The 21,229-nt window shown below is 68.5% G+C and carries 19 protein-coding genes; 4 read left to right on the forward strand and 15 right to left on the reverse strand.

Annotated elements, in window-relative coordinates; translation table 11 throughout:
• Window positions 1-436: 436 nt before the first annotated feature.
• The 5 genes from tyrS to ABIB29_RS15515 all read right to left on the reverse strand — a co-directional run bounded on the left by tyrS (window position 437) and on the right by ABIB29_RS15515 (window position 6,136).
• Window positions 437-1,750, reverse strand: a complete 1,314-nt coding sequence (tyrS, locus tag ABIB29_RS15495; protein ID WP_354173701.1) for a tyrosine--tRNA ligase — start codon at window positions 1,748-1,750, stop codon at window positions 437-439.
• A gap of 75 nt (window positions 1,751-1,825) precedes the next feature.
• Entirely contained in the window at window positions 1,826-4,054 is a 2,229-nt protein-coding gene (locus ABIB29_RS15500) for a HelD family protein (protein WP_354173702.1), read from the reverse strand.
• Between the two features lie 160 nt (window positions 4,055-4,214).
• Window positions 4,215-4,757 (reverse strand): adenine phosphoribosyltransferase, encoded by a 543-nt coding sequence (locus ABIB29_RS15505; RefSeq protein WP_354173863.1) that lies wholly within the window; start codon window positions 4,755-4,757, stop codon window positions 4,215-4,217.
• Between the two features lie 26 nt (window positions 4,758-4,783).
• The gene (locus ABIB29_RS15510) at window positions 4,784-5,392 is read right to left on the reverse strand and encodes a hypothetical protein (RefSeq protein ID WP_354173703.1); all 609 of its coding nucleotides are present in this window, start codon (window positions 5,390-5,392) and stop codon (window positions 4,784-4,786) included.
• A gap of 60 nt (window positions 5,393-5,452) precedes the next feature.
• Complete coding sequence (locus tag ABIB29_RS15515) at window positions 5,453-6,136, reverse strand: DNA-3-methyladenine glycosylase (RefSeq protein WP_354173704.1); 684 nt, start codon at window positions 6,134-6,136, stop codon at window positions 5,453-5,455.
• Window positions 6,137-6,224: 88 nt separating this feature from the next.
• Here ABIB29_RS15515 and ABIB29_RS15520 point away from each other — a divergent pair, with 88 nt between their 5' ends.
• On the forward strand, window positions 6,225-7,760 hold the full coding sequence (locus tag ABIB29_RS15520; RefSeq protein WP_354173705.1) for a DNA-3-methyladenine glycosylase 2 family protein: 1,536 nt from the start codon (window positions 6,225-6,227) through the stop codon (window positions 7,758-7,760).
• Entirely contained in the window at window positions 7,757-8,278 is a 522-nt protein-coding gene (locus tag ABIB29_RS15525) for a methylated-DNA--[protein]-cysteine S-methyltransferase (protein WP_354173706.1), read from the forward strand. Before ABIB29_RS15520 ends, ABIB29_RS15525 begins: the two co-directional genes overlap by 4 nt.
• 72 nt (window positions 8,279-8,350) lie before the next feature.
• On the opposite strand, the gene ABIB29_RS15530 is transcribed toward ABIB29_RS15525, so the two are convergent.
• From ABIB29_RS15530 to argC, 10 genes are all read right to left on the reverse strand, one after another.
• Entirely contained in the window at window positions 8,351-9,091 is a 741-nt protein-coding gene (locus ABIB29_RS15530) for a maleylpyruvate isomerase family mycothiol-dependent enzyme (RefSeq protein WP_354173707.1), read from the reverse strand.
• A 39-nt stretch (window positions 9,092-9,130) separates the two neighbouring features.
• Complete coding sequence (locus ABIB29_RS15535) at window positions 9,131-9,661, reverse strand: pyridoxine/pyridoxamine 5'-phosphate oxidase (protein ID WP_354173708.1); 531 nt, start codon at window positions 9,659-9,661, stop codon at window positions 9,131-9,133.
• Between the two features lie 138 nt (window positions 9,662-9,799).
• Window positions 9,800-11,236 carry an argininosuccinate lyase gene (gene argH, locus ABIB29_RS15540; RefSeq protein WP_354173709.1) on the reverse strand — a complete coding sequence of 479 codons (1,437 nt, stop codon included), beginning with the start codon at window positions 11,234-11,236 and terminating at the stop codon, window positions 9,800-9,802.
• Between the two features lie 5 nt (window positions 11,237-11,241).
• A complete protein-coding gene (locus tag ABIB29_RS15545) occupies window positions 11,242-12,447 on the reverse strand; it encodes an argininosuccinate synthase (RefSeq protein WP_354173710.1) in 1,206 nt (401 codons plus the stop codon).
• 104 nt (window positions 12,448-12,551) lie between these two features.
• The gene (locus ABIB29_RS15550; protein WP_354173711.1) at window positions 12,552-13,085 is read right to left on the reverse strand and encodes an arginine repressor; all 534 of its coding nucleotides are present in this window, start codon (window positions 13,083-13,085) and stop codon (window positions 12,552-12,554) included.
• The gene (argF, locus tag ABIB29_RS15555) at window positions 13,085-14,095 is read right to left on the reverse strand and encodes an ornithine carbamoyltransferase (RefSeq protein ID WP_354173712.1); all 1,011 of its coding nucleotides are present in this window, start codon (window positions 14,093-14,095) and stop codon (window positions 13,085-13,087) included. Before argF ends, ABIB29_RS15550 begins: the two co-directional genes overlap by 1 nt.
• Before the next feature lie 20 nt (window positions 14,096-14,115).
• The gene (locus ABIB29_RS15560; RefSeq protein WP_354173864.1) at window positions 14,116-15,354 is read right to left on the reverse strand and encodes an acetylornithine transaminase; all 1,239 of its coding nucleotides are present in this window, start codon (window positions 15,352-15,354) and stop codon (window positions 14,116-14,118) included.
• Window positions 15,355-15,407: 53 nt separating this feature from the next.
• Window positions 15,408-16,364 (reverse strand): acetylglutamate kinase, encoded by a 957-nt coding sequence (gene argB / locus ABIB29_RS15565; protein ID WP_354173713.1) that lies wholly within the window; start codon window positions 16,362-16,364, stop codon window positions 15,408-15,410.
• Window positions 16,365-16,388: 24 nt separating this feature from the next.
• Window positions 16,389-17,555, reverse strand: coding sequence for a bifunctional glutamate N-acetyltransferase/amino-acid acetyltransferase ArgJ (gene argJ, locus ABIB29_RS15570; protein WP_354173714.1), 1,167 nt, complete (start codon window positions 17,553-17,555; stop codon window positions 16,389-16,391).
• The gene (argC, locus tag ABIB29_RS15575) at window positions 17,552-18,583 is read right to left on the reverse strand and encodes an N-acetyl-gamma-glutamyl-phosphate reductase (protein WP_354173715.1); all 1,032 of its coding nucleotides are present in this window, start codon (window positions 18,581-18,583) and stop codon (window positions 17,552-17,554) included. The genes argJ and argC overlap by 4 nt, the downstream gene beginning before the upstream one ends.
• A 232-nt stretch (window positions 18,584-18,815) precedes the next feature.
• Between argC and ABIB29_RS15580 the strand changes: the two genes are divergently transcribed.
• Window positions 18,816-19,907, forward strand: a complete 1,092-nt coding sequence (locus ABIB29_RS15580; protein WP_354173716.1) for a fatty acid desaturase family protein — start codon at window positions 18,816-18,818, stop codon at window positions 19,905-19,907.
• Between the two features lie 235 nt (window positions 19,908-20,142).
• Window positions 20,143-21,105, forward strand: a complete 963-nt coding sequence (locus ABIB29_RS15585) for a quinone oxidoreductase family protein (protein WP_354173717.1) — start codon at window positions 20,143-20,145, stop codon at window positions 21,103-21,105.
• Window positions 21,106-21,229 lie beyond the last annotated feature (124 nt).

The following is a 21,229-nucleotide window of genomic DNA, read 5'->3' on the forward strand; positions in this document are numbered from 1 at the left end:
CGGGGTGGCACGATCCAGTCAATTCAACCAATTCAATACAATAAATTGGTATCAACAAACTTGGCACACTATTGAGTTCTCAAACAACAGACACATTCGAAGTACTATTCGAAACAATTCAATGTAATTGAATTCTTTTGTTTCGCTTTTTCTTCGATGCGATATTTGAAGCTTATTTCATTCATATCCACTTTGCAAATCCGGATTTTCACCCGGATTTCACTCGATGGAGCGAATATGCCCAACGAAATGTGAAGCAATTTTTCATTCCTGCGCCACCTGCTCCAGGGGAGCCGAAAGCGCTAGAAGAATTGCTTCTCTAATGTTGTTGGGGTTGGTCGCCACTCTGTGGTGGCGACTCAGAAAACAATACACGCTCCTGCCCGACCTTGCAACCGGGTCGGGCAGGAGCGTGCAGGTGACGTTCGAAGTTGCTCTAGGCCGCGGAGACTTCCACGGTGGCGAGGTTCTTTTTGCCCCGGCGCAGCAGCAGGTAGCGTCCGTGCAGCAGCTGGCCGGGCTCGATCACAGCGTCCGGATCCGCGACCTTGGCGTTGTTGACGTAGGCCCCGCCCTCCCCCACGGTGCGGCGGGCGGCGGATTTGCTCTCCGACAGGCCTGTCGCGACCAGCAGTTCGATAATGCCCAGGCCGCCGGCACCAACGGTGGCCGACGGGAGTTCGGATGTGGCCGCCTTGAGCGTGGCCTCGTCCAGGACACTGAGGTCACCGTTGCCGAACAGCGCGGCAGAGGCTGCGATGACCTTCTCGGTGGCGTCCACACCGTGGACGAGGGAGGTTACCTCGTAGGCGAGCTTCCGCTGTCCTTCGCGGGCGAAGGGCCGCTCGGCTACCGCGGCCTCCAGCGCCTCGATCTCGGCACGGCCCAGGAAGGTAAACACCCTCAGGCGTGCCGCGACGTCACTGTCCGCCGTGTTGAGCCAGAACTGGTAGAAGGCGTACGGGCTGCACATCTCCGGATCGAGCCAGATGGCGTTGCCCTCGCTCTTGCCGAACTTGGTGCCGTCGGCGTTCGTGATGAGGGGGGTACCCAGCGCGTGGACGTGTTTGCCCTCGACCTTGCGGATGAGATCGGTGCCACTGGTGAGATTGCCCCACTGGTCCGAACCGCCGGTCTGAAGGACACAGCCGTAGTCGCGGAACAGCTGCAGGTAGTCCATGCCCTGCAGGATCTGGTAACTGAACTCCGTGTAGCTGATCCCCTCGTCGGAGTTCAGGCGGTTGGCAACAATATCCTTTTTGATCATGGTGCCGACCCGGAAGTGTTTGCCGATACCGCGCAGGAAGTCGATGGCGCTCAGCGGCGCCGTCCAGTCCAGGTTGTTGACCATCCGGGCGGCGTTGTCGCCCTCGAAGCTGAGGAAACGCTGGACCTGGGCCTGCAGTTTCCCGACCCATTCGGCGACCGTCTCGGGGGTGTTGAGCACACGTTCGGCGGTCTGCCGCGGATCTCCGATCAGGCCGGTGGAGCCGCCGACCAGCCCCAGGGGCTTGTGGCCGGCCAACTGGATCCGGCGCATCAGCAGCAGCTGGACCAGGTTGCCCAGGTGCAGGCTTGGTGCGGTCGGATCGAAGCCGCAGTAATAGGTTGCGGGATCGCCGGCGAGGAGCTTTTCCAGCTCCGCCTCATCCGTGGAGACGTGGACCAGGCCTCGCCATTTCAGCTCCTGCCAGACGTTGGCGAAGCTGGGGTCATTCTGCTGGGAACGTAAATCATTTAGCTGGGACACGGAATCTAAGTTAGCAGGATCAAGCCACCGTCAGCGCTTGTGACCGTCAGCGGACCGGGCGCCCGAGGGCGGGACTCAGTCCTCGATGCCGGCCGGCACACCGGCGGAGGCGATGAGCCGAAGCCGCTGGGTGGGCCGGGTCATGGCCACATACAGGTCCCCGACCCGGCCGTGCTCATGGTTGAGCATGGCCGACGGCTCCAGCACCACGACGCCGTCGAACTCCAGGCCCTTGGCCTCCCGGGGGCTGATCACCACGATGTCCTGCACGTAGCTGCCGGCATCCGTGCCGACGCGGCGGCCGTAGACGGCGCGCAGCGCGGCGGTCGCCTCCGGGAGGAGCTCGCCGTCGGCAATGACGGCCAGCAGGCCGCCCTCGAGCGCGCCCAGCTCCTCCGGCAGGACCTCCACGAGCTTGCTGATGACCCCGCCGCGGTCGACGCGGTCGATCACCGGCGACCAGCGGCCCTCCCGGACAGCCTTCGGTGCGGACACCACAAGGCCCGCCGCGTTGGCCATCCGGGCAGCCGCTTCGGCGATCTGCGACGGCGTGCGGTAGTTGACCGTGAGTTCTTCAAGCTGCCAGCGGTCGCCGAACATCGGCGCGAGGGCGCTGTGCCAGGAATTGGCGCCGGCCACGGAACTCGTCTGAGCAATATCGCCCACGATGGTGAAGGACTTCAGCGGGCAGCGGCGGACCAGCAGGCGCCACTGCATCGGCGAGAGCTCCTGGGCCTCGTCCACCACAATGTGCCCGAATGCCCAGCTGCGGTCTGTCGTGGCGCGCTCGGCGGCGGTCAGCCGGGCTTCGCGTTCCTGGTTCTGGTCCACGAGCTCTTCCGCGGAGATCAGGACATCCACGCCGGCTGTTTCCATGTTGACCAGCGTCTGCTTGGCATTCGCCAGGTCACGGGCGCGGTCGTGTTCCTGCTGGGCCAGTCCCCTGCCTGCGGCCGCGTCGAGTTCGCCGAGGAGTTCGGCAGCCTCGTCCAGCAGCGGCACGTCCGCTTCCGTCCACGGGGCGTCGGCGGGCCGGAGCAGCAGTTCGCGCTCGGCCGGGGTGAGGTGGGGGGTGCAGGCTGCCAGGATCGCCGGCCTGCTGAGGAGTTCGCCGATGAGCTTCTCCGGAGTCATCGGCATCCAGCACAGGTTCAGGGCGATCCGCACGTCCCGCGCGGAGCGGACGTCCTCGGCAAGGTAGGAGCGGTCGGCGTTGTTGCCGATGCTGCCGGCTTCCACAAGTTCCGTCATCTGTTCGGTCAGTTCGCGCAGCAGGATCTTGACGAACGAGACCCGGGCCTCGTTGTGCGGCTTGCCGGTCGAGCGGGCCCGGTCCCTGGCCCGGCGGACTTGCCGGGGCGTCAGCAGCAGTTTGCGTCCGTCGACTTCGAGGACGCGGTTTTCCGCCGGAATGCGCTGCCGGTTGGCCACGGCGTGCGCCACGACCTCGGCCATGTCCAGCCTGCCCTTGATGGCCGCGACCTCGGCTTCGGGCTCGGCGACGGCATGGATGCCGGGCATCAGGCGGCCTACGCTCGCCATCACGACGCCGGTTTCGCCGAGCGAGGGCAGGACGCGTTCGATGTACTTCATGAATGACGACGACGGACCCACCAGCAGGACGCCGGCGGTCTTGAGCCGGTCACGGTGGGTGTAGAGCAGATAGGCGGCACGGTGCAGCGCTACGGCGGTCTTGCCGGTGCCGGGACCGCCCTGGACCACAAGGGCGCCGGAGATCGATGAACGGATGATCCGGTCCTGCTCGGACTGGATGGTTCCGACGATGTCCGACATCCGTCCGGTCCGCTTGGAATTCAGGGCCGCCAGCAGGGCGCCCTCGCCCTGGAGGGACTCGTCGTCGGCGAGCAGGTCGGCGTCGAGGACGTCATCCTCGATGGCCTTCACCTCGCGGCCCTGCAGGATCAGGTGGCGGCGGCGGCGCACCCCCTGCCGGTCGAACGCGGTGGCCTGGTAGAAGTGGCCGGCCTCGGGCGCGCGCCAGTCCAGCATGAGGCGCTGGAGGTCGTCGGTGGTGAGGCCGATACGGCCGATGTACTGCGCCTCCCCGGAGTCGAGGTCGAGCCGGCCGAATACGAGCCGGTCGTCGACAGCGTCGAGCTGCGCGAGGCGGTCCTCGTACAGCGCGGCGAACGCGTCCCGCTCGGAGACGTTCTGCATGGTACCCACCGCACCGGCGCGCCGTACCTGCGCCAGCTGGGCGCGCTTTTCCGCCCGCAGCTCATCAAGCCGGGCGTAAAGTCCGGCCACATAGTCGCGTTCATGGGCCAAATCAGCGTCGTGCATCGAACGTTCCCCTATCGAAAAAGACAGACCAACCATTCTACAACCATTTCGGTCTCCCCACCGGCACATGTCAGTTTTTTGCAGGCATTCTACCGAGGCGTCCGGAATCGTCCACCCGCCCCTGCGGCAGCCCGCCGCGGGCCGTGCGTCCGGGTCGGGGCTACAGGCGCAGCAGGGAGCTGACCCGGTGGCCGCCCAGGGCCGAGCGGCCACCGAGTTCGCCGAGTTCCATGACCACGCCCACACCGGCCACCTCGACCCCGCAACGTTCGAACAGCCGCACGGCGGCGCCGAGCGTGCCGCCCGTGGCGAGGACGTCGTCGAGGATCAGGACACGGCTGCCGGGAGCCAGGTCCGTGGTGTGCAGTTCCAGGGTGGCGTTGCCGTATTCCAGCGCGTAGTCCTCGGAGAGGACTTCACGCGGCAGCTTGCCGGCCTTGCGGACCGTGATGACGCCGGTGCCGGTGGCGTACGCCGCGGCGGCGGCCAGCAGGAAGCCGCGGGCTTCCACCCCGGCGACGGCGTCGAACTGGCCCTTGAACGGCTCCACCAGGGCGTTCACGACGGCCTGCAGCGCTGCACCGTCGGCGAAGACCGGGGTCAGGTCCTTGAAAACGATCCCGGGCTTGGGGTAATCGGGGATGGTGGCGCATAGGCTGCTGATCAGCTCGCCCACCGGTGCGTTGGGGTCAATCCGGGACATCGTTCTTTGGTGGTGCTCGCTTTGATTCACCCATCAACCTTACTGGCTGGACCCGCGTCGCTGACCGGTGCGGCCGGTGGCCGCAGCAGCCCATGCGCGAGTGCGTAGTTGACGACTTCGAGGGCCTTGCCGAGTGCGTGCTCCGCGTCGAACCGCCGGGCCGACGCGGATCCCAGGCGGTCGTGGTCCTTTGCCCATTCTGAGCGGTGGAAGCGGTCAGCGTCGCCGTGCAGCAGCCGTCCATAGAGGACGTCCTCGAAAATGTCACGAACGTCCTCCGGGGCTGGTCCGGGCATCACATGCTGCCGGCCCTGGACCATCTCGGCGGTGAACAGATCAGCCACCGCGTCCGTCCCCTCCGCGAGCGTGCGGTCTGCCGTGTAGTTGCAGAGGCGGAGGGCCCGCACCACCAGTTTGAGGGAGACGTGCTCATCCCGGACGATGAACTTGCGCAGCAGGGCAGCCCGGAAGAGTTCCACCCACTGCCGGCGCTCCGCCTCGGGGGTGTCCGCCGGAGCCGGTCCGTCAGCAGTTTCGAACAGCTCGATCATCCGGAAATAGTCGGCGGCCAACTGCGCAAAGATCTCGAGCCTTTCCAGCTCACTGCGTGGTTTCCCGCGCTTGCCCTCACCCATACGATGTCATCCTCCCCGCCGCCGGTCCCAGGGACCGCCGGGACCACCCTGGCTGCCCGGCTAGGCCATCCGCACCTTCGCCGCCTTGTAACGCGAAACCGTCGGGTCACCGCTCAGCCAGAACCGCCAGGGGTAGTCGTGGGTGCCCCCGGCGCCGGAGACGCCGACGCGCGGACCAGCGCTGACGTCCACAGCCTGCTGGGCGGGAAGTTCCAGCCGGAACGGGGCCTGGAGGGCGTCGCGTCCGCTGTCCGCCGTCGTGATGCCGAGTGCTGTGGCGAGCCGGGCCGGGCCGCTCGCCAGGTCCCTGGGGGATTTCGACGTCGGCCGGCGGGTGAGTGCCAGCTCCTCCCCGGACACAATCTCGCCGGCCCGCAGCAGCACGGCGGAGGCCACGCCGGCCGGCCCGCACACGATGTTGGCGCAGTGGTGCATGCCGTAGGTGAAGTAGACGTACAGATGGCCGGCCGCGCCGAACATCGGGGCATTGCGCGCGGTGGCTCCGCGGAAGGTGTGCGAGCCGGGATCCGGGTGCGGCGAGTCATGCGGGCCCAGATAGGCCTCCACCTCCGTGATCCGCACGGACACCGGGCCGCCACTGCCCTCGTGCGTCAGCACCGCGCCGAGCAGCAGGGGCGCCACCTGCCGGGCGTCCAGCGACAGGAGCTCCCGCAGTTCGTCCGCGGGCGGCCCACCGGCAGGGAGTCCACGGCCCGGCGCACTGACAGGGGGCGTCAAAGTCATGCTCCGACTTTAACAAACAGCGTCCTCCCCCCACCACCGTGTCCGATTTCCGCTAGCAGCAGTCCCCGGAAGCTGGCAGGATGAACGCATGGACTTCTGGCAGCGCTACCGAGCAATCGACGCCCGGGACACCCGGTTCGACGGGCAGTTCTACACCGCTGTCCGCACCACGGGCATCTATTGCCGGCCCTCCTGCCCGGCCCGGACCCCCAAAGCCGGGAATGTCACCTTCTACGAAACGTCCGCCGCCGCGCACGACGCCGGCTACCGGGCCTGCAAACGCTGCCTCCCCGAGGCCGTCCCCGGCACCCCGGCCTGGAACGTGCGTTCCGACATCGCCGGCCGCGCGATGCGGCTCATCAACGACGGTGTGATCAACCGCGACGGCGTGGAGGGGCTTGCCGCCCGGCTGGGCTACTCCGCGCGGCAGCTCAACCGGATCCTGAGCCACGAACTCGGCGCGGGACCACTGTCGCTGGCACGGGCCGGCCGCGCCCAGACCGCCCGCACCCTGCTCGTCTCCACGCCCATGAAAGTCGCCGACATTGCCTTCGCTGCCGGCTTCAGCAGCGTGCGCCAGTTCAACGAGACCATCGGCGAGGTCTTCGCCATGACACCCTCGGCGCTGCGGGCCACCGCCCGGCACCACCGTTCCTCCGGCGTGGCCGCGCAGTCGACGACGGCGCTGACGCTGAACCTGCCGTACCGCGAGCCGTTCGACCCGGGGGTCTTCGACTTCCTCGCGGTCCGGGCCATTCCGGGCATCGAGGAAGGCTCGTCCACCTCCTACGCCCGGACCCTGCGCCTGGCCCACGGAGACGCCCGCTTCCGGGTGGACTACGACGCCGGGTCCCCGGGCCGTCCGCTCGTGCTGACCGTCGGCGCCGTCGACCTGCGGGACCTGCCGCCCCTGCTCAGCCGGGTCCGCCGGCTGCTGGACCTCGACGCCGACCCGGTCGCCATCGACGGTGCGCTGGGGTCCGATCCGCGGCTCTCAGCCAGCGTCGCCGCCATTGCCGGGATGCGGATGCCGGGCGCTGTCGACCCCCAGGAGCTGCTGGTCCGGGCCATGATCGGCCAGCAGATCACGGTCGCCGCGGCCCGCACCGCCCTCATCCAACTGTCCGCGGCCGGCAGCGAAAGCCTGGTTCCGGCGGACGGCCTGCACCGGCTGTTCCCGACCGCGGAGCAGATTGCCGGGAACGGCTTTGAACTGCTCCGCGGGCCGCAGCGCCGCATCGATTCCGTCCGCGCCGCCGCCGCGGCGATGGCCTCGGGCGGGCTCGACTTCGGCTACGGCGACGACCTGCCCGGCCTGGAGTCGAAACTGCTGCCCCTCTCCGGCATTGGGCCGTGGACGGTTGGTTACGTGGCGATGCGCGTGATCGGCGCCCCGGATGTCTTCCTGGCCAACGACGCGGCGGTGCGCAATGGCATCCGTGCCCTCGCCCGGGAGTCGGACGGCGCAGCTGTCGTCCCTCAAACCCGCCTCGGTCCTGATTTCCGGGAGCTCAGCCCCTGGCGCTCCTACGCCACGATGCACCTGTGGCGCGCGGCAGCGGCGCGTGCCCCGGCGCGCACGCCGTCCACCGCTCCGAACACTCCGCAGAAAGCGACCCCATGAAAGCCCAGTTGTTGACCTTGTCCACCCCGGACGGCCCGTTCACCATCATTGCCCGGGGCGGGGCCGTCCTGGCCTCGGGGTGGACAGCAGTTCCCGGCGAGTTGACCGGCCAGATCCACACGGACCTGCTGCCCGGCGACTACGAGACCGTCACCGAACTCGGCGGGATCTCTGCGGCGGTCGAGGATTTCTATGCGGGGAATCCCGGGCCCGCAATGGCGGTGCCGGTGCTGCAGAAATCCGGACCGTTCCGGGGACATGCCTGGGACGTCCTCCGGACCGTCGCGCCGGGACACCCTGTGACCTACACCGAGTACGCGGAGCTGTCCGGCAACGTTAAAGCCGTGCGCGCCGCGGCCAGCGCCTGCGCCTTCAACGCTGCAGCACTGTTCGTCCCCTGCCACCGGGTGATCCGCACCGACGGCAGCCTGGGCGGATTCCGCTGGGGACTGGCCATCAAGGAAAGCCTGCTGGACCGGGAGCGCCAAGCGGCCCGCGCCCAAAGTGCGCCGAGGTGAGACTTCGCGCCCATGTCGCGGCGGATCATGGGCGCGAAGTCTGACCTCGGCGTGAAGCTCGGCGCGTGGGACTCAGGGGTTGACAGGAACCCCCGCCGGCCAGGGCAGCAGCGCCGGGAGGTCCACGCCGTCGGCCGCCGCGGTGGCGCGCAGGCTGCCGAGCGTCGGCGTGCGTCCCGCGAGCCAGGCCGCAATATCGGTCAGCATCCCGTTGATGACGGTCGTCCCGCCGCCGGGGGTACCGAGGGACACTGCCGGCAGGCCGAGCGGCTGGAGGACGAACCGCTGCCCTTCCGGCACGCGCGCGGCCAGGAAGTCGAAAAGATGCTCGCAGAAGGGCCGGTTCCAGGTTTCCGGGCCGCGGCCGGTGCCGAGGTCGGTGGCATGGATGACGAGCTCGCGCCAGAGCGCCAGTCCGCCGTCGAAGACGGCTCCCCCGCGGAAGCTGATGGGCGCCCGCCAGCCGCCGTCGTCCAGGGATTCAAAAGCCTGCAGCGCCCGGTCCAGGGCGGCGTCCAAATCGGCCCGGTGTTCCGCGGGGGTGTGCCCGGCGGCCATCCCGATGGCGCGGGTCCGGCCTTCGTAGCCGCCATCGTAGAGCTCGATGGTGTTGCCCTGGGCGGCGTATTCCAGCTGGCGGGCCATCGCGTTGGCGATCCCGCAGACGTGGGCCAGCACGTGGCCGCGGGTCCAGCCCGGCAGTTCCGAGGGGGCCTTGACGTCCTCGTCGGCGAGGCTGGCGGTGATTCCAGCCACGACGCCGGCGGCGCGGCGGAGTTCTTCCAGGAGTTTTTCCGGGGTGATGGTGGTCATGGCGATCATCCTAACCCGCGCGCACTGAATAAATACCGATTAACTGAAAGACTCCGGACCGTAGCGGTGGCGGAGGTGCCGGCGGTCGTGCCGGGCCTGCCAGAACTCGATCTCCCGGGGCCGAAGCGCGTACAGCTGCCAGTCCGGGTTGTCGCTGCCGTCCGCGCCGGGCCGGGCGTGCCAGTCGGACGCGGACGCGGCAGCGGACAGCTCCACCACACTGCCGGCGACACGGACCTGCCGGCCCTGCGGTTGCCAGAAAAAGTTCAGTGCAGCGTGGGGATTGGCCGAGAGTTCGCGGCCCTTCCGGGAGGCGCGGGACGTGGCGAAGTGCCAGCCGTCGTCGTCGATGTCCTTCAGGATCAGCATCCGGGCGGAGGGCCGTCCGAGCTCGTCCGCGGTGGCGAGGCTGCAGGCGTTGGGCTGCGGGACACCGGCGGCCAGCGCCTCTTTGAGCCACTGCCGGAACAGTTCGGCAGGGTCCGTGGGGGCGCCGGCCGGGTCGAAGTCCGGGAGCAGTTCGGGGAAATCGGGCAGGTCACGCAGCAACTGGCGGAAGGTTTCGCTCATGCCGCAATGCTAGCGGGGAGTTTTCGGCGGCAAACGCACAACGCTCCCTCACTTTTGGCAGGAAATCCGCCGACGCTCCTGCAGGCAGTGCAGAAGCGTCGGGGAAAACGCTGCAGGAAGTGAGGGAGCGTGTGGTAGCTACCCGGCGTACGCGCGGACGGCGGCGAGCTCCCCCTCGAGGGCCAGCAGCTGGCGCTCGACGGCGGCCGGTGCGGTGCCGCCCTGGGAGTTGCGGCTGTTCAGCGAGCCCTCGGTGGACAGGACGGTGCGGACCTCCGGCGTCAGGTGCTCCGAAATGGCCGCGTATTCCGCGTCCGTGAGGTCCCAGAGTTCGACGCCGCGGCTTTCGGCCTGCTTGACCGCGGCACCGGAGAGCTCATGCGCCTCGCGGAACGGAACGCCCTGGCGGACCAGCCATTCGGCGATGTCCGTGGCCAGCGCGAAACCCTGCGGCGCCAGGGACTCCATCCGTTCGGTGTTGAACGTCAGCGTCGAGATCATGCCGGAGACTGCCGGGAGCAGGACCTCCAGCGTGTCCGCGGCGTCAAAGACCGGTTCCTTGTCCTCCTGCAGGTCGCGGTTGTACGCGAGCGGCAGGCCCTTCAGGGTGGCCAGCAGCCCGGTCAGGTTGCCGATCAGCCGGCCGGCCTTTCCGCGGGCCAGTTCCGCCACGTCCGGGTTCTTTTTCTGCGGCATGATCGAGGAGCCGGTGGAGTAGGAATCGTGCAGGGTCACGAAGGAGAACTCCTTGGTGGCCCACAGGATGACTTCCTCCGACACGCGGGAAAGGTCCACGCCGATCATGGCCGTGATCCACGCGAACTCGGCGAAGACGTCGCGGGATGCGGTGCCGTCGATCGAGTTGTGCGTGGCGGAGAAGAAACCGAGCTCCGCGGCCACGGCCTCCGGGTCCAGGCCCAGCGAGGAGCCCGCGAGGGCGCCGGAGCCGTACGGCGAGACCCCGGCGCGCTTGTCCCAGTCCGCCAGCCGCTGCACATCGCGCAGCAGCGCCCAGGCGTGGGCCAGCAGGTGGTGGCTGAGCAGCACCGGCTGGGCGTGCTGCAGGTGGGTGCGGCCCGGCATGGCCACGCCCTGGTGCGCCCTGGCCTGGTCCACGAGGGCATCGATCGTGGCGAGCACGCCGCGGGCGATAATCCGGGCGTGGTCGCGGAGGAACATCCGGCCCAGCGTCGCCACCTGGTCGTTGCGGGAGCGGCCCGCACGGAGCTTGCCGCCAAGCTGGGTGCCGGCGCGCTCGATCAGGCCGCGTTCCAGCGACCCGTGCACGTCCTCGTCGGACTCCGCCGGCAGGTACGCTCCGGAGGCGACGTCGTCGTCCAGCCGGCTTAGGGCGTCCAGCATGCCCTCGAGCTCGGTGGCGTCGAGCAGTCCGGCCTTGTGCAGCACGCGGGCGTGCGCCTTGGACCCGGCGATGTCGTAGCGGGCCAGCCGCCAGTCAAAGTGCGTGGACTTGCTCAGCGCGGCGAGGGCGTCGGCGGGGCCGCCGGCGAACCGGCCGCCCCACAGCGCGCCGGTGTTGGTGGCTTCCGACTTGGTGGTTTCCGACTCAGCCACAGAGGCTACTTTCCTGCGACGCGGATGTCGCGGCCGGAGGCCACCTTGGCGGACATGCCCCACAGCTCGATGAAGCCGCGCGCCATCGACTGGTCGAAGGTGTCGCCGGTGTCGTAGGTGGCGAGGTCGAAGTCGTAGAGCGAGGTCTCGGAGCGGCGCCCGTTGACGATCGCCTGGCCGCCATGCAGCACCATGCGGATGTCGCCGGTGACGTAGCGCTGGGTGTCATCGATGAAGGCGTCGAGGGAGCGCTTGAGCGGCGAGAACCACTGGCCGTCGTAGACCAGCTCGGACCAGCGCTGGCCGACGGTGGCCTTGAAACGGGCCTGCTCGCGCTCCACCGTGATGTCTTCGAGGTGCTTGTGCGCGGTGATGAGCGCCATGGCGCCCGGTGCCTCGTAGATTTCGCGGGACTTGATCCCGACGAGGCGGTCTTCGACGACGTCGATGCGGCCGACGCCCTGCGCGCCGGCGCGGCGGTTGAGTTCCTTGATGGCCTGCAGCGGGGTGACCTTGACGCCGTCGATCGCGACCGGGATGCCGGCCTCGAAGGAGATGGTGACCTCATCCGGGGCCGGGGGGAATTCCGGGGTCGCGGTGTAGTCGTAGATGTCCTTGGTGGGGGCGTTCCAGATGTCCTCGAGGTAGCCGGTTTCGACGGCGCGGCCCCAGACGTTCTGGTCGATCGAGTAGGGGTTCTTCTTGGTGGTCTCGATCGGCAGTCCCTTTTCCTCGGCGAAGGCGATGGCCTTGTCGCGGGTCAGGGCGAGGTCGCGGACCGGGGCGATGCACTTCAGGTCCGGGCCGAGGGTCTGGATGCCGACTTCGAAGCGGACCTGGTCGTTGCCCTTGCCCGTGCAGCCGTGGGCCACCGTGGTCGCGCCGAATTCGCGGGCGGCCTTGACGAGGTGCTTTACGATCACCGGGCGCGAGATCGCGGAGACCAGCGGGTAGTGGCCCTGGTACAGGGCGTTGGCCTTCAGCGCGGGCATGCAGTATTCGTCGGCGAACTCGTCGGACGCGTCGGCGACGTAGGCTTCGACGGCGCCGCAGCCCAGGGCGCGCTGGCGGATCGTCTCCAGCGATTCGCCGCCCTGTCCGACGTCGACCGCCACGGCGATAACCTCGGCGCCGGTCGCTTCGCCGATCCAGCCGATGGCCACGGAAGTATCCAGGCCACCGGAGTAGGCCAGCACAATACGCTCAGTCACTTGAAATGCTCCTTAGTTGTTTGGGGAAAATGTCGGGGTAAAAGCTTGTCTACTGAAAGCCTGTCACATCCCTGTGGCAGGCCCAATCTTCAGGCCGGGTAAGGTCAGCCGGTGCCGGCTTCCTCGGCGAGCTGCAGGAAGCGGGCGGCCATGTCGGCCCCGCCGAGCGGATCGCGGGTGACCAGCAGCACGGTGTCGTCCCCGGCGATGGTGCCGAGGATCGAGGGCATCACCGAGTGGTCGATGGCCAGGGCCAGGAAGTTGGCCGCACCCGGCGGTGTCCGCAGCACCACGATGTTGGCGGACGCTTCGGCCGTGACCAGCAGTTCACCGCAGAGCCGGGCCAGCCGCGCGTCGAGGATCTCCTGGGTGACGCCGCTTTTGGCAGCGCGTTCCCCGCCCTCCCCCGGCACCGCGTAGACGAGCACGCCGTCCTTGCCGCGCACCCGCACCGCGCCCAGCTCCACCAGGTCCCGGGACAGCGTGGCCTGGGTGACCTGGACGCCGTCGTCCGCCAGCAGCGCCGCCAGTTCCGCCTGCGAGCGGACCGACTCACCGGTGAGGATCGCGGTGATCCGCGCCTGCCGGGCTGTCTTGGTGGCCGGGCTGGCCCCCGGCGAGGCGGGCTGGACGGACACTATCCGAGTCCTTTCGGTGCCGGCGTCCGATTCGGCGCCAGCCCCTCGACAATAGCCAGCCCGGAGCGGTGCATCAGCCACGCCATCAGGGCTTTCTGGGCGTGCAGCCGGTTCTCCGCCTCGTCCCAGACGATGGACTGCGGGCCGTCGATCACGGCCGCGGCGATTTCGTAGCCGCGGTAGGCGGGCAGGCAGTGCAGCACGACGGCGTCCGGCGCCGCGAGCTTCATCGCGGCCTCGTCCACGGCGTAGCCGCGGAAGAGCTGCAGCCGGGCTTCCTTCTCGTCCTCCTGGCCCATGGACACCCAGGTGTCGGTGGCGACGACGTCGGCTCCGAGCAGCGCCTCGGCGGCGTCCACGGTGACCAGCACCGAGCCGCCGGTCTCCGCCGCACGGTCTTCGGCCGCCGCGATGATGGCCGGGGACGGCAGGTAGCCGTCCGGGCCGGCGATGCGGACATGCATGCCGGCGGTGACGCCGGCCAGCAGGTAGGAGTTGGCCATGTTGTTGGCGGAGTCACCGAGGTAGCTCATGGTGAGGCCCGACAGTTCGCCCTTGTGTTCCTTGATGGTGAGCAGGTCGGCGAGGAGCTGGCAGGGGTGGTAGTCATCGCACAGGGCGTTGATCACCGGCACGCGGGAGTTTTCGGCCATGGCCACAAGCCCGGAGTGGGCGCCGGTGCGCCAGACGATGGTGGACACCATGCGCTCCAGGACCTTGGCGGTGTCCTCGACCGATTCCTTGTGGCCGATCTGCGCCTCACCCGGGTTGATGATGAGCGCGTTGCCGCCCATGTCGGCGACGCCGGCGGCGAAGGAGACCCGCGTCCGGGTGGAGGTCTTGTCAAAGATCACGGCGACGGTCTTGCGTCCGCTGCCTTCCGCGGCGAAGGGCTGCACACTGTAGGGGGCGGCCTTCATCCGGACGGCAAGGTCCAGGACCTCGGCCTGCTCGGCCGGGGTGAGGTCCGTGTCCTTGAGGAAGTGGCGGGTCCGGCTGTTCGAAGTCATGGACGACATTCCGGTCGTGTTCACTGGGCATCCTTTGCGGTCTTCAGGAGGGCGGGCAGTGCCGCGAGGAAGCGGTCGGCCTGTTCGGTGGTGAGGATCAGCGGCGGCGCGAGGCGGATGGTGTGCGGGCCGGGGCTGTTGACGATGAAGCCCGCCGCCAGCCCGGCGGTCACGACGGCAGGGGCGACGTCGGCGTCCAGGTCGAAGCCGATCAGAAGTCCTTCGCCGCGGACCTCGGTGACACCGTCGACCGTTGCGAGGCCGGCACGCAGGTGCTCCCCCACCTCGCGGACGTGGCCCAGGACCTGCTGGTTCTCCAGCACGTGCAGCGTGGCCAGTGCCGCGGCGGTGGCGACGGGGTTGCCGCCGAACGTGGTCCCGTGCTGGCCGGCGGTCAGCAGCGCGGACGTGTCCGGGCCGTAGGTGACGAGGGCACCGATCGGGAAGCCGCCGCCGAGGCCCTTGGCGAGGGTCACGGCGTCGGGCACAATCCCGGCGTCCTCGCTCGCGAGCCACTTGCCGGTGCGGCCGATGCCGGTCTGGACCTCGTCCAGGATCAGCAGGGCCCCGGCGGCGCTGGTGGCCTCCCGGGCGGCCCGCAGATAGCCGGCGGGCAGCGGGCGGACCCCGGCCTCGCCCTGGATTGGTTCGAGGAAGACCGCGGCGACGGTGTCGTCCACCGCGGCGCGCAGGGCATCGACGTCGCCGAAGGGGACGTGTTCGACGCCGCCGGGCAGCGGGGCGAACGGCGCCCGGTAGGCTTCTTTGGCGGTGAGCGCCAGGGCGCCCATGGTGCGGCCGTGGAAGGCACCCTCGAGCGCGATGATTTTGGTGCGCGGTTTCCCTGTGTTGTCCGGGCTGGCGCCATTGTTGCGCCGTGCCAGCTTGAAGGCGGCCTCGACGGCTTCGGTGCCGGAGTTGGCGAAAAACACCTTGGACCCGGCCGGGGCTTTGGTGATCTCCAGCAGCTTCTCGGCCAGCGCGATCTGGGTGGGGCTCGTGAAGAAATTGGAGACGTGGCCGAGGGTGGCGAGCTGGCTGGAGATCACCGAGGTGACGAAGGGGTGCGCATGGCCCAGGGCGTTAACCGCGATCCCGCCGAGCAGGTCCAGGTATTCCTTGCCGTCGGCGTCCCATACCAGGCAGCCGGCGCCGCGGACCAGGACGCGCTGCGGGGTGCCGAAGACGCCCAGCAGGGAGGATGAGTAGCGGGACAGCCATTGCGCGCCGGTGGCGTGCGAGTGGACCATCCCCAGCATCTCCCCCTCCGGGGACTGTTCGAGATCCGTGGTCGGTGTTGTCTCGGTCGGGTTCATTTGGTGTCCTCGTCCGGGACGACCTGGGTGCCGATGCCCGCCGTCGTGAAGGTTTCCAGCAGCATCGAGTGCGGCAGCCTGCCGTCGACGATGTGCGCGCGCTCGACGCCCCCCTCGACGGCCTTGAGGCAGGCTTCCATCTTCGGGATCATGCCTGATTCCAGCCGTGGCAGCAGCTCGCGCAGTTCCGACGCGGTGAGCGAGGAAATCAGCGAGGACCGGTCCGGCCAGTTGGCGAAGAGTCCCTCGACGTCGGTGAGGATCACCAGCTTCGAGGCGCCGAGGGCTTCGGCCAGGGCCGCGGCGGCGGTGTCCGCGTTGACGTTCAGCACCTGGCCGGTGGTCTGCGCCTGTTTTGATCCCGGGTCGCCGGTGCCGTCCTCGAAGATCTCCGGGGCCACCGTGGAGATCACCGGGATGCGCCCGGCTGCGATGATGTCCAGGATTCCCTCGGGGTTCACGCCGATCACTTCGCCGACCAGGCCCAGGTCCACCTCTTCGCCGTCCACGACGGTGCCGGTCCGGACCGCGCGGAGCAGGCCGCCGTCCTCGCCGGACATGCCCACGGCGTAGGGGCCGTGGGAGTTGATCAGGCCGACGAGTTCGCGGCCGACCTGGCCGGTGAGGACCATACGGACCACGTCCATGGCCTCCGGCGTGGTGACCCGCAGCCCGCCCTTGAACTCCGATTCGATTCCGAGCCGGCTGAGCATGGCGTTGATCTGTGGGCCGCCGCCGTGCACCACCACCGGGTGGATCCCGACGTGGTGCAGGAAGACGACGTCTTCGGCGAAGGCGCGGCGGAGCTCGTCGTTGACCATGGCGTTGCCGCCGTACTTGATCACCATGGTGGTGCCGGCGAAGCGCTGGATCCAGGGCAGGGCCTCGATCAGGGTGCCGGCTTTGCTCTGGGCATCCTTCATGGAGGTGGTTGCGCGGGTCTGGGTGTTCATGCTGTTCGTCCCTCCGGGAACTGCCTAGCTGGAGTAGGCGCTGTTTTCGTGGACGTACTCGTGGGTGAGGTCGTTGGTCCAGATCGTGGCCTCGGATTCTCCGGCCTGCAGGTCGATTTCGACCAGGACCTCGCGGGGTTCCAGGTCCACGAGGCCGCGGTCGTCGCCGATACTGCCGTTGCGGCAGATCTGCACGCCGTTCATGGACACGTTGAGCTGGTCGGGCTCGAAGGCGGCGTCGGTGGTTCCGACGGCGGAGAGCACGCGGCCCCAGTTGGGGTCCTTGCCGAAGATCGCGGCCTTGAAGAGGTTGGAGCGGGCGACGGCGCGGCTGACCACTTCGGCGTCCTTTTCGCTGGCGGCGTTGAACGTTCGGATCGCGATGTCGTGGCTGGCGCCCTCGGCGTCGCCGATGAGCTTGCGGGCCAGTTCCGCGCAGACCTGGGTCAGTCCCCTGCCGAAGTCGACGGCGGACGGCACCGCGCCGGACGCTGCGGAGGCGAGCAGCACCACGGTGTCGTTCGTGGACATGCAGCCGTCCGAGTCCGCCCGGTCAAAGGTGACCCGGGTGGCGTCGCGGAGCACAACGTCGAGCATCTCCGGCTGGACATCCGCGTCCGTGGTGAGGACCACCAGCATGGTGGCGAGCCCGGGGGCGAGCATGCCGGCACCCTTGGCCATGCCGCCAATGGCGAATTCCTTGCCGTCGGCGTCGGCGCCGATGAAGACCGCCTGCTTGGGCACGGAGTCCGTGGTCATGATCGCGGTGGCGGCGTCGGGTCCGCCGTCGGTGCTGAGCGCTGCCGTGGCGGCGCCGATCCCGGCGAGGATCTTCTCCATCGGGAGCTGCTCGCCGATCAGCCCGGTGGAGCAGACGAAGACGTCGGTGGCGGAGGCGCCGAGCGCCTCGGCGGTTTTCTCGGCGGTGGTGTGCGTGTTCTGGAAACCCTGCGGGCCGGTGCAGGCGTTGGCGCCGCCGGAATTCAGGATGACGGCGTCCACGCGGCCGTCCTTGACGACCTCGCGGGACCAGTGCACGGGGGCTGCGGCCACCCGGTTGGAGGTGAACACGGCCGCGGCGGCCTTGCCGGGGCCGTCGTTGACCACGAGGGCCAGGTCCGGGTTGCCGGAGGTCTTGAGGCCGGCGGTGACGCCTGCGGCGCGGAATCCCTGGGGGACGGTGATGCTCATGGTGCGACTCCCTGCAGATCGAGGCCGGCGGTTTCCGCCAGGCCGAGGGCAATGTTCATGGACTGCACGGCGCCGCCGGCGGTTCCCTTGGTCAGGTTGTCGATGGCGCAGGTGACGATCACGCGGCCGGTGTGCACGTCGAGTGCGAGCTGCATGACGGCGTGGTTGGACCCCTGCACGGACTTCGTGGAGGGCCAGCGGCCTTCCGGCAGCAGGTGCACAAACGGCTCGTCGTCGTACGCCTCCAGCCAGGCGCGGCGGAGTTCCTCCTCGGTCACACCGGAACGCACCTTCGCCGTGGCGGTGGTGAGGATGCCCCGGCTCATGGGGGCCAGAGTGGGCGTGAAGGACACCGTGACCGGTGCGTTCAGGGCCTTGGACAGTCCCTGCTCGATCTCCGGGGTGTGCCGGTGTCCGCCGCCGACGCCGTACGGGCTCATCGAACCCATGACCTCGGCGCCGATCAGGTTGACCTTGGCGGCCTTGCCGGCCCCGGAAGTGCCGGACGCGGCAACAATAACGACGTCGTCCGCCTGCAGCAGATGGTTGCTGAAACCCGGGGTGAGGGCCAGCAGGGCCGACGTCGGGTAGCAGCCCGGCACGGCGATCCGTTTGGCGCCGCGGAGCGCCTCGCGCTGGCCGGGGAGCTCCGGCAGCCCGTAGGGCCAGGTCCCGGCGTGCGGGGAGCCGTAAAACTTTTCCCAGGCAGCCGGATCAGACAACCGGTGGTCGGCGCCCGCGTCGATGACAAGGGTGCCGGCCGGCAGTTGCGCGGCGATCTCCGCGGAGGCGCCGTGCGGCAGGGCCAGGAACACGACGTCGTGGCCGGACAGGTTCTCCACCGAGGTGTCTTCGAGGATTCGGCTGGCCAAACCGTGGAGATGGGGCTGCAATTCACCTAGTCTGGAACCGGCGTTGCTGTGCGCCGTGATGGCGCCGATCGTCACGTCGGGGTGGCCGGCCAGGAGCCGCAGCACCTCGCCGCCGGCATAACCGCTTGCGCCGGAAACGGCAACAGAAATAGTCATAGCACCGACTATACAGCAAGAGTATGCATAGATGCCGATATTTATGCATCTATTGCTGCGTGTCCGGCCCCGGCCCGGAACCCCCGTCACCGCTCTCCGCCCGCGGCCACCGGCCAGGGTTCGGGAGGGCCGTGCAGGCCGGGGCGTATGCTTGGCGAGAGGGTGATCCAGACCGTGCAGTCCGAGTGTCGGGTGCAGCGCTGCCCGTCAAGAGTTACGAGGAACGCGCTCCATGACCCCCACCACTGCTACGCCGGAGCGACCGAAATCTCGCGTCCGCCAGCCCAACGCCGTCGTCCTGAGCTATTCGGAACTCCTTAAGACCGTCAAGGCAGCGGGCCTGCTCGAACGCCGTGTCGGCTTCTACATCACGGTGTTCTCCGTCCTGGTCCTCCTGATGACGGCCACCTGGTTCGGTTTTGCCCTGATCGGCGACAGCTGGTTCCAGCTCCTCATCGCCGCCGCCCTGGGTATCCTCTGTACCCAGTTGAGCTTCCTGGCCCATGAGGCCGGCCACCGGCAGATCTTCGCCTCACGCCGCGCCAATGACTGGGCCGCACGGTTGCTGGCCACCTCGGTCGCCGGGATCAGCTACTCCTGGTGGGAGCAGAAGCACGGCGCACACCACAACCACCCGAACGTCATCTCCAAAGACCCGGATATTGCCACCGGCGCCATCGCTTTCTTCCCGGAAGCCGCCGCCACCCGGCAGGGACGGTTCTCGTTCCTGACCCGCAAGCAGGGCTGGTTCTTCTTCCCGCTGCTGTTCCTCGTGGGCCTGGGCCTGCAGATCGATTCGATCAAGTTCATCTTCCAGCGCGCCAAGGTCACGCACCGCTGGGTTGAAATCCCGATCCTCGTGGTCCGGCTGAGCCTGCTTCCGGTGCTCGCCTTCACCTTCCTGCCGTGGGGCATGGCCCTCGCGTTCATCGCGGTCCAGCTCGCCGTCTTCGGGTTCTACATGGGGGCCTCCTTCGCCCCGAACCACAAGGGTATGCCGGTCCTGCCGGCCGACAGCCGCGTGGACTTCTTCAGCCGCCAGGTCCTGACGTCCCGGAACATCTCCGGCGGCCGCTTCATGGACATCCTCCTCGGCGGCCTTAACCGCCAGGCCGAGCACCATCTCTTCCCGGATATGGCCCGGCCGCAGCTCGACAAGGCTGCCGTGATCGTCCGCGAGTTCTGCGCGAAGCACCAGGTTCCCTACACCGAAACCACGCTGCTGCAGTCCTACGGCATCATCGTCCGTTACCTCAACGACGTCGGCCTCTCCGCCGGACGCCACTTCGAGTGCCCGATGGCCACCGTCACACGCCGCTACTAAAGCGGCAGCGCGGTTCCGCGGAAGCCTCCCGCCCGAGGCGATGATTTTCCTGTTTGACCCGAAGTGACGGCCGGATACCGGCCGTCACTTCGTCGTTGGCGCCGGTGTCCCTAGGATGGGAGCAGGATGTGGGCCGCGGGATCCGGGCCCGGAAATACTCAGTCCGAAATATTCAGCCGGACGTTCCGCCAGGAAAATCAGTGCCGGACGTTCTGCCCAGGCAAGGAGACACAGGATGCATGCAATCGTCGCCCGCGAGGCCGGGGGCCCCGAGGTCCTCACGCTGGCCCAGGCGGAGCGCCCGGTCCCGGGTCCCGGCCAGCTGCTCGTGAAGGTCGCCGCCGTCGGAGTGAATTTCATCGACACGTACAAGCGCAGCGGAAGCTACAAGGTGGGCTACCCCTTCACCCCCGGATCGGAGGCCTCGGGCACCGTGGAGGAGCTCGGCGGCGGCGTGACCGGCTTCTCCCCGGGTGACCGGGTGGCCACGGCCGAAGGCGTCAACTGCTACGCCGGCTACGCCCTGATCGACGAGGACAAAGCGCTGCCGGTCCCCCACGGTGTGGATGACTTCACGGCCGCTGCCCTGCCGCTGCAGGGCATCACCGCGCACTACCTCATCAACTCCTCCTTCAAGGTCGAGCCCGGCCACACCGTGCTGCTGCACGCCGGCGCCGGCGGCGTCGGACTCCTGCTGATCCAGCTACTCAAGGCCAGGGGCGCGCGCGTCATCACCACCGTCTCCACCGACGAGAAGGAACTGCTGGCCCGCGAGGCCGGCGCCGACCATGTACTGCGCTACGACGGCTTCGCCGCCAGAGTTCGCGAACTGACCGACGGGGCCGGCGCGGACGTCGTATACGACGGCGTCGGAAAAGACACCTTCGACGGTTCCCTCGACGCCCTGCGCATCCGCGGAACCCTGGTGCTCTTCGGTGCCGCCTCCGGCCCCGTGCCGCCCTTCGACCCGCAGCGGCTCAACGCCGGGGGCTCGCTGTACCTGACCCGGCCGACGATCGTCCACTTCCTGCGCAACGCCCAGGAACGCCGCTGGCGCTCGGGCGAGCTGTTCGCCGCGGTGGCCGACGGAAGCCTCAAGGTCCGGATCGGCGCCCGCTACGACCTGGCCGAGGCGGCCCAGGCCCACGACGACCTGGAGCAGCGCCGCACCACCGGCAAGGTCATCCTGGTTCCGTAGATCCTGTACCCGGCAGCAGGGACCACCCCCGGGGAAAAAGCGTGCGAACGACCGGACAGAGGCGGAGTATTAACACAAAGCGAAGCCGGACACCTTCCGTTCACCTAGGCCGGAGACGATCCCC

Source organism: Arthrobacter sp. UYEF36 (assembly GCF_040547025.1).
Lineage (GTDB): Bacteria > Actinomycetota > Actinomycetes > Actinomycetales > Micrococcaceae > Arthrobacter.